The sequence below is a fragment of the Candidatus Schekmanbacteria bacterium genome, assembly GCA_016219965.1.
GTDB lineage: Bacteria > Schekmanbacteria > GWA2-38-11 > GWA2-38-11 > J061 > JACRJM01.
This window is the reverse complement of sequence record JACRJM010000001.1, coordinates 17,527-32,245: the sequence shown is the minus strand read 5'-3', so window position 1 is coordinate 32,245 and position 14,719 is coordinate 17,527. Positions and strand designations below refer to the sequence as shown.

The following is a 14,719-nucleotide window of genomic DNA, read 5'->3' as shown; positions in this document are numbered from 1 at the left end:
CTATGACTGTAGCCACAATTTCTACAGTCAGCGATTTGGTAAGGATTGTTGAACGTGAACACACAGGTTCATATATATATCGAGGACAAAGCGATATTGATTGGCAATTATTACCGACTTTATCACGAAAAAATGGACCATGCGACATAGGTCGAGGAGAAGGGGAACTTTGGAGGAATAAAGAAAAAAATATACTTGAAGACTTTCGAAGTTTTGCAGCTAAATATGATTTAACAAAGAACACAATAGAATTAACAGATTTAGAATTAGCTATATTAGCTCAGCATTATGAGGCTCCTACAAGACTCCTTGATTGGACGATGAATCCCCTCGCCGCATTATACTTTGCTGTAGAAGAAGATAATAAAGAAAAAAACAGGGATGCAGTTGTATGGGCATATTATCAGAGCTTAGAACGTTTGCATGAATTTAATGCATCTTACAATCAGGCGCTTAATCATATTTGTTTTGATAAACAGGATGAAAAAGTCCATATTTTCATACCAAGCCATACTTTCTCACGAGCCGCAGTTCAATCGTCAGTTTTTGCTTTTTGGGGCAATCCAAATATACCTTTCAATGAAGTCATTGAAGACAAATCAGCATTACGGAAAATTATAATACCATATAAGCATCGAGAAGGAATGAAGTGGATATTATACTGCTTAGGTATCAACAGAGAAACCCTTTTTCCGGGACCAGATGGTTTAGGAAGACATTTAAAATGGAAACATGGGAAAGTTCACGAAGATAATTATAAAAATAATTCTGATTCAAAACCACAGACAAGAGATTAATAAAACAGCTCAAACCGTGCTACTCAATTTTACATAAGCTTTTATTAAAGCTATAAATTCAATCTCCTGTTTCAACACAATAAGAGAATACCTTGCAAAATAGAGAAAATTTGTTTAATTACTGCCCAACTTTTAAAATAAACCAACAATGTTATTAATAAGGAAAAGTTTTTTAACAGATGCAAGATTTGGATGTTAGGCGAGGAAGCTGACGGCGAGCAAACCGGAGCGTACTCTTCCCGTACGTGAGGATTTGTGAGTCGGCAGATGACGACGCATAACGCCAAATCTTGCATCTGCTTTTATTATGATACAGGTAAGCAACTTAAGTAAAAGCTACGGCGACCAGATCCTATTCGATTCCGTCACCTTCGCAATCAATCCGGGCGAACGTGTAGGCCTCGTAGGCAGAAACGGTCACGGGAAGACCACTCTCTTTAAACTGATACTTGGCGAAGAAAACGAGGATTCAGGAGTAATCAGCATTCCCAGCAGGTACAGGATAGCCCACCTTTCACAGCACATAAGTTTCACTGAAGACACTATCCTCAAGGAAGGATGTCTAAGCCTCAAGAGCCAGAATGACGGCAGGGATGAGACTTACAAGGTCGAAACCATTCTTAGCGGTCTTGGTTTTACCACGCAGGACTTCGACCGCAACCCTTACGAGCTGTCGGGAGGTTATCAGATAAGGCTTAACCTCGCAAAGGTTCTTGTCTCAGAGCCTGACATGATACTTCTTGATGAGCCTACGAACTATCTTGATATCGTCTCAGTCCGCTGGCTTACACGGTTTCTTCTTGCATGGAAGGGAGAGCTTATGCTAATCACACATGACCGCCTATTCATGGATAGTGTTACAACCCACACTATGTCAATCCACAGAAACAAGATAAAGAAGATTCCTGGTTCGACACAGAAGCTATATGACCAGATTGTCATGGAGGAAGAAGTTTACGAACAGACACGGGTAAATATAGAGAAAAAACGGAAAGAAGATGAGCAATTCATAAATCGTTTCAGGGCAAAGGCAAGCAAAGCGCGCGCAGTGCAGTCGAGGATCAAACTGCTTGACAAGAAAGAAAAGCTTGAAGAATTGAGAGATGTAAAAAATCTTGATTTCAACTTCAAATCAACTCCTTTTTTTGGCAAGCGGCTTATGGATGTTGAAGACATATCATTCTCTTTCAACTCCGATTCTCCTCTGTTAATCGAGAGATTGAGTTTCTCAGTCGCAAAGAGCGACAGGATAGGCGTAATAGGAAAGAACGGGAAAGGAAAGACCACACTCTTAAATCTGCTTGCCGGAGAACTCTCCCCAATTGACGGCACTATTACAAGTCATCCAAAGATGAAGGCTGCCTATTTCGGGCAGACCAACATAGACCGTCTGAACCCGAAAAAAACAGTGGAAGAGGAATTGCTCGATACTCACCCTGACCATGACCGCAGGGCTGCACGCAGTATCTGCGGGTTAATGATGTTTGACGGCGACAAGGCGCTAAAAAAAGTAAGCGTACTTTCAGGAGGAGAGAAAAGCCGCGTCCTGCTCGGCAAACTTCTTGTAAGCCCTTCAAATCTCCTCCTCCTTGATGAGCCGACCAACCATCTCGACATGCAGTCAATTGACTCGGTGCTCGAAGCCATAAAAGAATTTGACGGGGCAGTGATAGTTGTAACACACAGCGAACTCATACTAAATTCAATAGCTACAAGACTCATTGTTTTTGATAAGGGACGGGTATCTCTCTTCGAAGGAACCTATCAGGACTTCCTTGAGAGGGTCGGATGGGAAGATGAAGAGACTGTCTTAAAAAGCAGCAACGGAAAAAGCTGGAAATCACAAAACAAGCCGTTAAGCAGAAAAGATGAAAGACGCGCAAGGGCTGAGATAATCGCTGAACGCTCTAAGATACTTGGCGCATTGAAAAACAGGATCTCAAAAATTGAGAGCACAATAATGAACCTTGAAAAAGGGTTAAAACATGACAACGATGAATATCTTGAAGCTTGCCAGAAAGGCGATGCCGAAGTCATAAAGAATTTCTCTAAGTCAATCCATGAATCGCAGGGAAAGATCGAAGAACTTTTCGCTGAGCTTGAAGTCCTTTTTGAGGAGCGTGAAAGAAGAACCAAAGAATTCGAGGAAAAGCTTGAGACTGAATCAAATTGACTTGAACTCCTATTTACAATAAGTAATCCTGTCAAATACAATCTAAATTGTTAAAGAAGAAAGGAATGATGAGATGAAAGACAGGCTCCTGGCAATTCTAAGACGAGAATCCTTACAGTTCGGTGACTTCACTCTGGCATCAGGGAAAAAAAGCAAATACTATATGGACACGAGAAAAACTGCTCTCCACCCTGAAGGAATCAACCTTATATCACAATTGGTCTTTTCGCTTATAAAGGACCTTGATGTTGAGTTCATAGGAGGTCCTACAATCGGTGCAGACCCGATTGTAAGCGGAGTTGCCCTGGTAAGCGGGAACTCTTCCAAACCGCTTGGCGGATTCTTAATCCGCAAGGAAAAAAAGGATCATGGCACAGGAAAGCTTATTGAGGGATGCTTCAGGAAAGGTGCCAATGTCGTTGTAGTCGAAGACGTTGTTACAACCGGAGGTTCGACCCTCAATGCCATAAAGACAGTCGAAGCCGAAGGGGGTAAAGTTGCAATGGTCATCTCAGTCATTGACCGCGAAGAAGGGGGCAGGGAAAATATCGAAAAAGCCGGCTACAAATTCGCGTCGCTTTTCAAAACCAGCGAAGTGTTAGGGGACAAGGCGGTATAAACAAGACATTATAAATAGAGGAAGGGATAATAATATGGCTTATAAGAACCTCCTTTATGAAATAAAAGAAAAGACCGGGATAATTACCATCAACAGGCCGCAGGTTTTAAATGTACTCAATGCCGAGACAGTTGAAGAACTTGCTTCTCTCATCGAAGAAATAAAAAGTGACCCATCTGTTCTCACTGTAATAATCACCGGAGCTGGAGACCGCGCATTTGCCGCAGGAGCAGACATTAAAGAAATAATGGCGCTCACACCTTCCTCTGCACAGGCATATCTCAGGCGCGGTCATGATATGTTAAATTCCATAGAGATGCTCGGCAAACCTGTCATCGCCGCGATTAACGGTTTTTGTCTCGGAGGCGGTTGCGAGCTTGCCCTTGCCTGCCATATCCGCATTGCATCTCAAAATGCAAGCTTCGGCCTGCCTGAAATAAATCTTGGCATAATCCCGGGCTACGGCGGAACACTGCGGCTGCCGCGAACTGTGGGAAGAGGGAAAGCCCTTGAGATGATACTTACGGGAGAGATAATCAGCTCTACTGAGGCGCAGAGGATATCGCTCGTAACCCGCATAGTGAAGCAGGAAACCCTGATGAGTGAAGCTCAAATGCTGGCAGGCACAATATCAAAAAGAGGACCTGTTGTTTATGCTCACTAATTAGGTAACTCTTTTGGTAGGATGTTATATATAATCAAAGGAGGCCTGAATGCAAATTAAGAATCAAGTTATTGTCAAACGTTGGAAACCAATTTTAGAAGAATATGAGAAGACAAAAGCAAAGGTTATTCCGCGTTCTTTCAAATTTGTAAAAGACCTTTGCAAAGCACATCAAATCAGCACTAAAGAGCTAAGGCGCTATTATAATAAATGGCATGGAGGAGAGAAATCTGATGAGTCGCTTCTGCCAGAAAAGAGAGGCGCCAGACCAGGTTCAAGGAGAACTCCTAAGGATATAGAGCGCAATATTGTAAAGGCTTACAGAAGATTTGGATCCAATAGATATGAACTTGTTTTTCTGTTCAAGCCTTACTATCTCGACAAGACACCTTCTCCTGCTACAATGGACAGGATAAAGGCACGTTATCCTCTAAATGAATTACAGAAAAAGATAATTAAACGTTATGAAAAGCAAGCACCAGGAGAGCTTGCTCATATTGATATGACAAAGGTTCCCAAAGACATAAGGTGCTTTTTTAAAACCAAAGAACTTTATGCTGCAGCTGTTTGTGATGATTGTACAAGATTGACTTATGTTGAGATACTAAAAGATAAAAAGGCATCAACTTTGACTTACTTTATGGCACGTTCCTTATCATGGTTTAAACAAATATATAATTTTGAGTTTGATGCTATAATGTCTGACAATGGACCTGAGTTCAAAGGAACACTTGAAAGAGAGCATCCATTTGAAACAATGTGTAATGAATTAGGTATAAAACACATCTGTACCAGACCTTATAGACCTCAAACTAATGGCAAGATAGAAGCCTTTTGGAAGATTATCAAGAATGAATTCTTTTATCCTAATTCATTTGACTCTGAGCAAGACCTTATTATGAACCTTGGAAACTTTTTATTTGAATATAATCATTTAAGAAAGCATGGTGGGGTGAACTATGAAACACCTTTTGATAAGCTCCAAAAAGTTACCAAATTATTGAGCTAGTACACCTGTCGCCCTTAAATATGCGATTGAGACTATCATTAAAGGTTCTGAGATGTCATTTCAGGATGCCGTTTCATTTGAAATAAACAACGTAAGCCTACTTTGCGCAACGGAAGACAAGCTTGAAGGGACAACGGCATTCCTTGAGAAGCGTGAACCTATTTTTAAGGGAAAATAAAAAAAAACTTGGAGCTGGCAGACTGTCAATGTTATAATGCAGAATTCAAGGAGGAATATAATTATGATTAAGACATTTGCCGCTCTGTTTTCTTTATTGCTTACTGTCTGTCTTATTATTGGCTGTGCAGGACAACCAAAAGATCTTCAAATGGTTGATACTACTGGAGGGGGCACAAGGACAATAACTTTCCCGAATGGAACTATCATTGGAGGAGCATCAAAAGGTCAGGCAAGTAAGCTCGCCCAGATTTTCGTTGACTCCCATAACATGGGGATGGAAGAGCTTGAATCCCTGAAAACATCAAACCAGAAAATAAAAGATTCCACACAGAGAATTGAAGAGTCAAACAAGAAAACTCTTGAAACAACCAACAAGAACTTTGAGACTGCTCAAAAGGCTCTAGGCATCATCGAGCAGTTATCAAAAAAGCAGGGAACAGGGGAGATAACCATTTTTTTCCCCATAAGAGAATGCACTATAGAGGATAAATCTTTTGAATATGAGCGCCTTGTAAACTTCACAGATTATCTGGCAAGAGAAAGCGCAGGCAGAAAAGTGCTTCTTGTTTCCATAGGAAGCGCTTCGGCAACTGGTGACAGTAAGCTCAATCAGTTTCTCTCCAAGAAGCGTTCCGAATTCCCAATCGATATAGTTGACAAGTATCTCATTAATGTATCACACGAGTTTTACAAGATTTTCAGTATCGGCGATACTTACAGTCCTAAAAATGCAACTATGGATGAACATCAAAGATACCAGCATGTGCGGGTAATAGCATTTTACGAAACCGATGACCTTACTCAACTGCCTGAAGAAATCAAATAAAAATAATAGCGTATAGAATTTTCTATTTTTTAAAAAGTTTCTTATAGAATTCTACCGCCCTGTTTATTCCCTCTTTGAGAGGAACCTGCGGTTGCCATCCGAGGATTTTTTTAGCCTTCCCGGCATCAAGGCAGATTCTTTCTATCTCGCCTAACCGTTTGTCAGCAAATATAGGTTTTATATCAACTCCTGCGGCATCACGCACAGCTTCGAATATTTCTATATCCTTTATCTCTTTAGCCCAGCCGAGATTTATAACCTCGCAATCCCCCTTGCTTAATGAAAGCAGGTTTGCCCTTACGATATCAGCAATGAAGACATAGTCGCGTGTCTTGTTCCCGTCACCGAATATTTTCGGCGTCACGCCAGTGAGCATCTGCTGGGAAAAAATTGCAACAACTCCCGCTTCACCGTGCGGATCCTGCCTCGGCCCATAAACATTGGGGTATCTCAACACTGTGTATTTCATCCCATAAAGCCTGCCATAAAGGGAGAGATAATTTTCAAAAACAAACTTTGAAAGACCGTAAGGGCAAAGCGGTGCGACAGGATGGCTTTCATCGGCAGGACACTTCTGAACTTCGCCGTACACAGCGCCTCCTGTGGATGCAAACATTATTTTTTTTGTCCCTGTCCTCTTGCAGTTCTCGAGAAGGTTTAGTGAACCAAGCACATTAACATCAGCATCATAGCGTGGATCGTCAACAGATTTCCTCACGTCCATCTGTGCAGCATGATGAAAAATCACTTCAGGCTTTTCCCTGTCGAACACATCAGCCAGTTTCTCATCCCTTATATCCATCTTGTAAAATCTTGCCTTCGGGGGGAGATTCCTTTCATGCCCAGTTGCAAGGTTGTCAACTATGGAAACTTCGAAACCATCATCAATAAGACCATCAGCAACATGTGATGCTATAAAGCCGGCACCACCCGTAACAAGCGCCCTTTTCATTTCATTTTCTCCCTTATTTTTAAAATAATATCTACAGCATGTTTAAGATCAGCAGCAATATAATCAGGTTCTGCTTTCCATTCATCTCTTTTCAAATTTGCTTTTTCTCCCCTTCCGGTCATGACAAGAATAGTCTTTGTTCCTGCTGCAACGCCCGCTTCCACATCTGTCATATAGTCGCCGACAAAGAAGGTTTTTGAGAGGTCGAAGTTAAGTTCACGGCTTGCCGCGATAAGAAGCCCTGGCCTGGGTTTCCTGCATTCACATCCTTCCTCTTCCCTGTGGACACAATAAAAAGTCTTCTCCACCCTGCATCCGCCAAGCCTAAGCTCAGCATGCATTCTGCTATCTATCTCATAAAGTTCACTTTCAGACAGCTCGCCCTTGTTTACTCCGGATTGATTTGAAACAATGGCACATCTGATATTGTTTTCTGCCAGTTGTTTCAGCGCCTCTATTGAGCCGGGCAGGAACTCAAATTCATTCCATGATGAAATATATTTTCCATCGAGATTCCTGTTGATTACTCCGTCTCTGTCTACGAGAACAAACATCAGGATTTAAGGGAATCCCTTATGCGCGAAAAAATCACATGGCAGATAATCAGATGAAGATCCTCTATTTTCTGCATATTGTTGCTCGGCACGATTATGCTAAGATCGCAGAGGTCTTTCATTTTCCCGCCTTCATACCCTGTGAGTCCCACGGTTTTTGCACCGTTCTCCCGTGCCGTCTTAAAGGCATTAAGAACATTCGGGGAGTTGCCGCTCCCGCTTAATCCAAAGGCAATATCATTCTTTCTTACGAGATTCTTAAGCTGTTCTGAAAAGATATACTGGTAATCATAATCATTCGCATAGGCAGTCATAAGAGGGATGCTGTCGGAAAGAGATATGACTTTAAATCTTTTTTCTCCGTCCACAACCGTACCCTTGCCAAGATCGCAGACCATATGCGAAGCTGTAGCAGCACTTCCCCCGTTCCCGAAGAGGAATACAGTATTGTCATTTCTGTATGCCTGCGTGAGAAGCGTTATCATCTCTTCAATCTTTTCAACCGGTATTTTCTTTATGATTGAAGAAACATCTTCAAGATATTCTCTTGTATCCATGATTTTAGGTATGTCCTTCCTTTTCTAATGATTGATATTGAAAATTATCTTTGTGCCGCCACGTTCAAAGTTAAACTTCAGCTCCTGCAGCATTGGAAGAGCTTTCCGCACTTTTGGTTGTTTGTCATAAGGACAGTAGAGAAGTAAAAAACCTCCTCCGCCCGCGCCTGCTATCTTTCCGCCAAGAGCCCCTGCATCAAGAGCCTTTTTGTAAATATCATCAATGAAGCTGTTGGTAATCTTGCTTGCAAGGTTCTTCTTAAAATTCCAACCCTTTTGAAGGAGATGGCCGAAGTCGTCAATCTTTTCCTCCAGCAGGCTCTCCTTCATCTCCGACACCATATTTTTCATCTTGCTAAGAGTGTCGCAGAATGTGTTTATGTTTTTTTTCTGCTCCGAGAGGATATTGCTCGCTTCCCTTTTTTTCCCGGTGTAGAAAAGAAGCAGGTTACTGTTAAAGCGCTCTTTGACATTCTCATCGATTTCAACGGATTCAACAATCACACTGCCATTCTCCTTGAATGTTATCTGGCGAAGGTTACCATAGGCAGCTATATACTGGTCCTGCTTGCCGATAGGCTTTTTGAGGATATCTATCTCTATTTCACAAGCCTCGCGGGCAAGTTCCTCGGCAGTTTTAAGAATCCCTTTGTAGGCATACATGGCATTGAGCAGCCCCACCATAACAGCGCTTGAAGATCCAAGCCCTGAACCCGTGGAGGGGATATCAGCCATCGTAGATATTTCAACACCCCCGTCTATCCCCACTTTCTTAAGCCCTTCCCGAACAAGGTCATGCCTTATCTCGTCAACGTGGCTCACCATCTCAGTCGTCGAATAGCCAATCCTTATCATCTTGTCGAAACGTTTTTTTATGATAACGTATATATACTTGTCTATTGCTGAGCTTAAGACAATGCCGCCTCCGAAATTCTCATAATAATCCTTAAAATCCGTACCGCCTCCGGCAAAGCTGATACGTAAAGGTGTCTGTGAAATAATCATATCAATCCATTACCTTAAAAAGCTGTATGATTCTAGTACTTTTCCCCATTCCCTGCAGGCATTACTGTAATTCTCAGGAGTTCCTATATCAATAAAATATTCATTGATTTTATATCCATAAATCCTCCCAGTCAACTTTGGAAGCACATCAAAACCAAAGTCCATTTTTCCTTCCTGTCCGATTATATCAAATATTTTCCTGTCAGCAATATATACTCCTGCATTGGCCAAATTCCCCGGAGGGTTTTTTATCTTTTCATGGAAACCGGTTATAAGGCCATCAGAGCCCATGGATACTATTCCGCATTCCTCTGGTTTTGCAGCTTTAAAAAGTCCGATTGTCATAACTCCTTTATGTTCTTTATGGGCTCTAAGCATACTTCCTACATCAAGACAGGTTAAATTGTCAGCATAGGCAATTACAAACTCCGTGTCATTTCCAATCCATTCCTTGTTGGCAAAAACCGTACCTGCACTCCCCATAAGCTCCTTTTCATAGAACAGATTTATCTTTAGCCTGGTATTAACATTTTCTACGTACTCTCTCACTGCCTCAGGATGGTAATGCAGGTTGATTAACAGTTCATCTATTCCGTACCTTTCAAAGAGCCTTATCCAGTAATAAAGAAGAGGCTTGCCTTCAAGAGGAACAAGGCATTTTGGAATATTGTCAGTAAGAGGCCGCAGGCGTGTACCAAGACCGGCGGCAAGAAGAAAAGCTTTCATCCCGCTTTTCTTTGAAATGGGAAAACCAGAAGCGTAGCAAAGAGTATCTTAATATCGAGCCAGATATTCTGATTTTCTATATACTCAATATCATACATGACACGTTCGTCCACAGAGTCGATATTCCCGCGCACTCCGTTAACCTGGGCAAGTCCTGTAATCCCGGGTATCATCTCAAGCCTTCTTCTCTGCCAACTGTTATATTGGTCCACATACAGGGCTGTTTCCGGGCGGGGGCCAACCATTGTCATATCCCCCTTTAACACATTGTAAAGCTGAGGAAGTTCGTCTATGCTGAATTTTCTTAGGTACTTGCCTATGCTTGTGAGTCTTGGATCATCTTCCTCAGCCCTTGTAGGAGGCAGGTTAGAAGCATATGTTTTCATAGACCTGAATTTGTACATGATAAATGGGTGACCATCCTTCCCTATTCTTTCCTGCTTGAATATGGCAGGCCCTCGGGAATTAAGCTTGATCAAGAGCACTATGGCGCCAATGAGAGGGGAAAGGATTATTAATCCTGCAAGAGAAAGGATAAAATCAATAATCCTTTTAATAGCATTCTGCCATGCAGGTATTGGCGATTGCTTGAGGCGTATCAGAGGAATATTCCCAAGGTCAGCATAATCTATCTTCTTTGTCATTATCTCAAAAAGATCGGGAACAAGTGTAAGAGTAATATTCTTGTCCTGGCAAAAATAAACGATCTTCATCATGTCTTCCCTGTGGCTACGCGACCTGATATAAATGATCTCATCTACGTGGTTTTTATTTACAAAATCAAATGTGGCATTAAAAAGCTTCTTTATCATCTCAGGATATTTATCTGCTCCACTGCTGCTAGCATCAGGGTTGTTCGTCACCTGTTCCTCTTTTATGGTACCTACAAGACGATACCCGATCTCAGGATGGTTTCTTATTTTGTTTTCAAGCATCTCTCCGGATTTGCCGCCTCCCACTATCAATGTATGGATGATCCCGAATCCTTCTCTTCTCATCCTGTTATGGGCAGAATGCAGAGCAGACCTCATAATAGGGATAAGTATTATCCCGAGCGCACCTGAGTATATGAAAGTCAGCCTCGCATATGTTGACTCCTTAATCAATGACATGTAGGCAAACATGCAAAGTGTTGCAAAAATCCCTGCCCCAACTATTGAAAAAAATTCATCAAACTTGCAAAGTTGTGCCTTGTGGCGGTAAAGGTCAGCTTTTATCAGGAAAAAAATCCAGGCAATAATTCCTACAGTAAAATCATCATAGTAGTTGTCAATGCTTTGGAAAACAAACGGGATTTGGATGATATATCTTGTAATATAGGCTATTATAAAAGATATCGTTATTGCAAGGCAGTCTAAGATCAGTTTATCAAAGACAAATAATTTTCTAATTGTGCTATTATTCATTCCAATCCTGAGACACAGAATAATTTCCTGCAACCGTTTTAGACACTTCTTGATATTTATACAAACAGTCCGTCAGAATTGTAGCTGGGTTAACTTCACATCCGGATCATTGGACATTATCATTGAAACAGAAAAACAGACTACCAGAACGGGCAATAAAATTTAAGTTTACTGGTAGACTTTTTTCGATAATTTTATATCCTAGTCAACCTCTTCTAATGTCTATTGATATACTATAACTCACCCTTGACTTCTCGTTTATTATTTGTCCTGAGAAGTTTCAATGAACTTTATAAGCTTGTCAAGTTCATCCATTTCCTTGTACTGAGGGTCTATCGTCTTAATGGCTTTGAGATGTTCCAGCGCTTTAGGTAAATCCTTTTTCTCTTTAAAATATATCCAGCCAAGAAGTCTGTGCGCTTCAACCATATTGGGATTTACTTCAAGAGTTCTGTTAAAAAGTTCCAGAGACTTATCATAATCACTCTTATCATAATATACTGACGCGGCTTTAAAGAGCGCTGTTTCGTTTTTAGGATCAACGGTTAATGCACGGTTGAAATACTCGAGAGCATTATCATTTTCCCTTTTGCTGAAATAAATCTGGCCAATGTTAAGCATTGCATAAATATCATTGGGATTGGCTTCAAGAACCTTTTTCAGATTTACAATCGCGTCATCAAGTTTTCCAAGATTGATATACGAATAAGCAAGATACTGATGGAAATTAGTTCTCTCTTTTGACAGGTCTTCTATATATTTATTCCACGACTCAACAGCCGCCTTGTCACTCTTTTTCTTTTCAAGCTCAGCTTTCGACTCATCAATCTTCTTTGTGAGTGCGTCTATATACTTCTGGAAGGCTACGCTGGCAATATCATATTTCTTTTCCTGATATGCAGTTGTAGCCACGAAATATTCCACTTCTGACATGTTTGGATTAAGTGCAAGCTCCTGCTGAAACTCAGCCAAGGCATCAGCCATCTTATTCTGCTTTACGTAAACCTTACCCAGATTATAATGGGCCTCAGGAAAATCTGGTTTCAACCTTAATACCTCTTTAAACTCCTTTTCTGCTTCAACAAGATTTTCTATTTCAAAATAAGAAAGAGCAACACCGATGTGTCCTTCGGGATCGTCCGGTTTAATCTCGAGACCCTTTTTGTATGACACTATAGCCTGATCATATTTCTTATTGTCGTAATCAATTTTTGCCTTAAGATAGTATCCGGTCGGGTCTGGCACAGATGGACCGGTTGCGCACCCGGCAAAAGCCACAAGCATTATGCCCGCAATCAACAGAAAACGCCAATCTCTAAACATCTTACAATCCTCCAATAACAGTTCTTATCAGTTTTTTATTTTATTCCTGATTCTCTTCCTTCAATCTCTGAAGCATCTACATATTAAAAAAACTCTTATATATCAAACAGCTTTGGTGGACAAGTATTTTTTATATTTTTTTTAATCTGGACCCAGATACTCATCATTGAAGTGATAAACACAAAATAGACACTTGAGGGATTGGATTATGGGCTAATTTATTGATTCTTTTCACTTTTCCCAGTCATTGGAACAAACCGGACTCCTGTTATTGTTCTCATTGATATCTTCCCGCTTTTCCCTTTTTCCAGAAGTACAAGGTCCTGAAACACTCTGCCAACAGGTGCAACAAGTCTGCCGTTTTCAGCAAGCTGGTCGATCAATGGTTCAGGGATTTTCTCCGGAGCTGCAGTAAGGATAATTGCATTAAAAGTGGCGTGCTCACTCCATCCGTCGTATCCGTCACCTGCTTTAACTTCGACATTAAGAAACCTAAGTTTTTTCAACCTTGCCGCAGCTACCAAAGCAAGGTCATTGATTATCTCAATGGAATAGACCTTTGCTGCAAGGAGCGATAATATTGCAGACTGATAACCTGAGCCGGTCCCGATTTCGAGAACTTTCTCATCACCTCTAAGCTTCAGAGCTTCCGTCATGAAAGCAACGATATAGGGCTGTGAAATAGTCTGTCCGTAACCTATTGAAACAGGCTGGTCAAGGTATGCATATTCCCAATATGAATTGGGAATAAAAAGATGGCGCTCAACTTTAAGCATTGCATCCAGCACTTTTCTGTCGCGTATCCCCCTTGCTGCAATCTGATCCTTTACCATCTTTTCTCTGAGAATGGCAAAATCCTTCTCACCACTATTTTTGTTCCAGAATAATCCCATCTTATCCATCACCCAATAATGCTTTTACATGTTCTGCTGCACTGCTCTTTAGAGCCTCCGGCCCTCTTTCTTCTTTGGATCCTGTTCCCGGGTAATGGGGATATTCATGGATGCTGAAATATAAAACAGACGGATCACTGTAAACAAGACCGGTAGCCATAAACTTTACCCCCTAATATTATAATATTAATTCAAAACTTCTATATTGGAAGGGTATAAAAGGATTATCTCAGGCCCATTATGCTCTTTTACTTTTCCACGCACTATCACATCTTTTCCTGAATATGTAAGCAAAGGGTTAATCCCGAAGGCGGTAAAGTTTGGAAGATCTTTTATGAAAATAACAGCAGTAAAATCATGCTTATAATCTGTACCGAAGTTCAGGAATATGGCTTTTTTGCCGCGATGTACGCTCAATATCTTTCCCCTTACACTTGCCTTCTGACCCATAACTGAATTTGCATTATCTGCTTTTATGACTTTTTCATCTGCCCATAACCCTGCCTCTTGTGTACGAGTCTGAGCCTCAAGTTTCGCATATTCCTTATATTTTTTGATGCCGCATGGCGGGATGGAAAGTGCTCTGGCTAATCCTTTTTTTAAAAGCTCCTCATTGACGCAGACATTATCTAAATATACATAGGCAAGTGTTCTTCCATATTTATCAAAAGGTTCCTCTTCACAAACATCTATTCTCACCTTCTTTCCCGAAACCAAAGAAGCATTGAAGCTTTTCGCCTCGTTATAGAATGGCTCGCCGATTTCAGGGGTGTCAACTCCGATATATCTTACTGTCACAGAGTTATTCAAAACTATGGTATCGCCATCAATAACATGGGTTACAACATGCAATTTCTCTTGTGAAGATTTCTGCTCAGCGCTCTGCGGGACATCATTTTTCTTCTCTGCTGCAGTAGAGATTCCAGAAAATAAAATCAGGGCAAAGGCAGTGAATAGTAAAAAAACTAAGCCCGCTCTATACCCTAGTTTATTCGAATCCGCTGGAAACATGACAATAGCTTGTCAGCTTGACTT

16 protein-coding genes are annotated in these 14,719 nt (G+C 41.1%); 6 read left to right on the top strand and 10 right to left on the bottom strand.

The window, feature by feature from the left end; translation table 11 throughout:
• The first annotated feature begins 2 nt into the window (after positions 1-2).
• The 6 genes from HZA77_00145 (at position 3) to HZA77_00120 (ending at position 6,268) form a co-directional block, all read left to right on the top strand.
• On the top strand, positions 3-797 hold the full coding sequence (locus HZA77_00145; GenBank protein MBI5373813.1) for an FRG domain-containing protein: 795 nt from the start codon (positions 3-5) through the stop codon (positions 795-797).
• A 307-nt stretch (positions 798-1,104) separates the two neighbouring features.
• Positions 1,105-2,970, top strand: a complete 1,866-nt coding sequence (locus HZA77_00140; GenBank protein MBI5373812.1) for an ATP-binding cassette domain-containing protein — start codon at positions 1,105-1,107, stop codon at positions 2,968-2,970.
• Positions 2,971-3,043: 73 nt separating this feature from the next.
• The gene (locus HZA77_00135; GenBank protein ID MBI5373811.1) at positions 3,044-3,589 is read left to right on the top strand and encodes an orotate phosphoribosyltransferase; all 546 of its coding nucleotides are present in this window, start codon (positions 3,044-3,046) and stop codon (positions 3,587-3,589) included.
• A gap of 34 nt (positions 3,590-3,623) precedes the next feature.
• Positions 3,624-4,253 carry an enoyl-CoA hydratase/isomerase family protein gene (locus tag HZA77_00130; protein MBI5373810.1) on the top strand — a complete coding sequence of 210 codons (630 nt, stop codon included), beginning with the start codon at positions 3,624-3,626 and terminating at the stop codon, positions 4,251-4,253.
• Positions 4,254-4,302: 49 nt separating this feature from the next.
• Positions 4,303-5,262, top strand: coding sequence for a transposase family protein (locus HZA77_00125; GenBank protein ID MBI5373809.1), 960 nt, complete (start codon positions 4,303-4,305; stop codon positions 5,260-5,262).
• 241 nt (positions 5,263-5,503) lie between these two features.
• Positions 5,504-6,268, top strand: a complete 765-nt coding sequence (locus HZA77_00120; GenBank protein ID MBI5373808.1) for a hypothetical protein — start codon at positions 5,504-5,506, stop codon at positions 6,266-6,268.
• A 22-nt stretch (positions 6,269-6,290) separates the two neighbouring features.
• Here HZA77_00120 and HZA77_00115 read toward each other — a convergent pair whose 3' ends face one another.
• From HZA77_00115 to HZA77_00070, 10 genes are all read right to left on the bottom strand, one after another.
• Entirely contained in the window at positions 6,291-7,220 is a 930-nt protein-coding gene (locus HZA77_00115) for an NAD-dependent epimerase/dehydratase family protein (GenBank protein ID MBI5373807.1), read from the bottom strand.
• The gene (locus HZA77_00110; GenBank protein MBI5373806.1) at positions 7,217-7,774 is read right to left on the bottom strand and encodes an HAD-IIIA family hydrolase; all 558 of its coding nucleotides are present in this window, start codon (positions 7,772-7,774) and stop codon (positions 7,217-7,219) included. The genes HZA77_00115 and HZA77_00110 overlap by 4 nt, the downstream gene beginning before the upstream one ends.
• A complete protein-coding gene (locus tag HZA77_00105; protein ID MBI5373805.1) occupies positions 7,774-8,331 on the bottom strand; it encodes an SIS domain-containing protein in 558 nt (185 codons plus the stop codon). The genes HZA77_00110 and HZA77_00105 overlap by 1 nt, the downstream gene beginning before the upstream one ends.
• A gap of 24 nt (positions 8,332-8,355) precedes the next feature.
• Positions 8,356-9,336 carry a GHMP kinase gene (locus tag HZA77_00100; GenBank protein MBI5373804.1) on the bottom strand — a complete coding sequence of 327 codons (981 nt, stop codon included), beginning with the start codon at positions 9,334-9,336 and terminating at the stop codon, positions 8,356-8,358.
• Positions 9,337-9,345: 9 nt separating this feature from the next.
• A complete protein-coding gene (locus tag HZA77_00095; protein ID MBI5373803.1) occupies positions 9,346-10,062 on the bottom strand; it encodes a nucleotidyltransferase family protein in 717 nt (238 codons plus the stop codon).
• Positions 10,059-11,468 carry a sugar transferase gene (locus tag HZA77_00090; GenBank protein MBI5373802.1) on the bottom strand — a complete coding sequence of 470 codons (1,410 nt, stop codon included), beginning with the start codon at positions 11,466-11,468 and terminating at the stop codon, positions 10,059-10,061. Before HZA77_00090 ends, HZA77_00095 begins: the two co-directional genes overlap by 4 nt.
• A gap of 261 nt (positions 11,469-11,729) precedes the next feature.
• Positions 11,730-12,791 (bottom strand): tetratricopeptide repeat protein, encoded by a 1,062-nt coding sequence (locus HZA77_00085; protein ID MBI5373801.1) that lies wholly within the window; start codon positions 12,789-12,791, stop codon positions 11,730-11,732.
• Between the two features lie 218 nt (positions 12,792-13,009).
• The gene (locus HZA77_00080; protein ID MBI5373800.1) at positions 13,010-13,693 is read right to left on the bottom strand and encodes a protein-L-isoaspartate(D-aspartate) O-methyltransferase; all 684 of its coding nucleotides are present in this window, start codon (positions 13,691-13,693) and stop codon (positions 13,010-13,012) included.
• Positions 13,686-13,844: a hypothetical protein gene (locus HZA77_00075; GenBank protein MBI5373799.1), complete on the bottom strand. Its 159-nt coding sequence runs from the start codon at positions 13,842-13,844 to the stop codon at positions 13,686-13,688. Before HZA77_00075 ends, HZA77_00080 begins: the two co-directional genes overlap by 8 nt.
• A 26-nt stretch (positions 13,845-13,870) precedes the next feature.
• Positions 13,871-14,695: a thermonuclease family protein gene (locus HZA77_00070; GenBank protein MBI5373798.1), complete on the bottom strand. Its 825-nt coding sequence runs from the start codon at positions 14,693-14,695 to the stop codon at positions 13,871-13,873.
• Positions 14,696-14,719 lie beyond the last annotated feature (24 nt).

Coding starts and splice junctions, on each gene's coding strand:
- HZA77_00145 (MBI5373813.1), top strand. CDS start 3: ATGACTGTAGCCACAATTTCTACAGTCAGCGATTTGGTAAGGATTGTT.
- HZA77_00140 (MBI5373812.1), top strand. CDS start 1,105: ATGATACAGGTAAGCAACTTAAGTAAAAGCTACGGCGACCAGATCCTA.
- HZA77_00135 (MBI5373811.1), top strand. CDS start 3,044: ATGAAAGACAGGCTCCTGGCAATTCTAAGACGAGAATCCTTACAGTTC.
- HZA77_00130 (MBI5373810.1), top strand. CDS start 3,624: ATGGCTTATAAGAACCTCCTTTATGAAATAAAAGAAAAGACCGGGATA.
- HZA77_00125 (MBI5373809.1), top strand. CDS start 4,303: ATGCAAATTAAGAATCAAGTTATTGTCAAACGTTGGAAACCAATTTTA.
- HZA77_00120 (MBI5373808.1), top strand. CDS start 5,504: ATGATTAAGACATTTGCCGCTCTGTTTTCTTTATTGCTTACTGTCTGT.
- HZA77_00115 (MBI5373807.1), bottom strand. CDS start 7,220: ATGAAAAGGGCGCTTGTTACGGGTGGTGCCGGCTTTATAGCATCACAT.
- HZA77_00110 (MBI5373806.1), bottom strand. CDS start 7,774: ATGTTTGTTCTCGTAGACAGAGACGGAGTAATCAACAGGAATCTCGAT.
- HZA77_00105 (MBI5373805.1), bottom strand. CDS start 8,331: ATGGATACAAGAGAATATCTTGAAGATGTTTCTTCAATCATAAAGAAA.
- HZA77_00100 (MBI5373804.1), bottom strand. CDS start 9,336: ATGATTATTTCACAGACACCTTTACGTATCAGCTTTGCCGGAGGCGGT.
- HZA77_00095 (MBI5373803.1), bottom strand. CDS start 10,062: ATGAAAGCTTTTCTTCTTGCCGCCGGTCTTGGTACACGCCTGCGGCCT.
- HZA77_00090 (MBI5373802.1), bottom strand. CDS start 11,468: ATGAATAATAGCACAATTAGAAAATTATTTGTCTTTGATAAACTGATC.
- HZA77_00085 (MBI5373801.1), bottom strand. CDS start 12,791: ATGTTTAGAGATTGGCGTTTTCTGTTGATTGCGGGCATAATGCTTGTG.
- HZA77_00080 (MBI5373800.1), bottom strand. CDS start 13,693: ATGGATAAGATGGGATTATTCTGGAACAAAAATAGTGGTGAGAAGGAT.
- HZA77_00075 (MBI5373799.1), bottom strand. CDS start 13,844: ATGGCTACCGGTCTTGTTTACAGTGATCCGTCTGTTTTATATTTCAGC.
- HZA77_00070 (MBI5373798.1), bottom strand. CDS start 14,695: ATGTTTCCAGCGGATTCGAATAAACTAGGGTATAGAGCGGGCTTAGTT.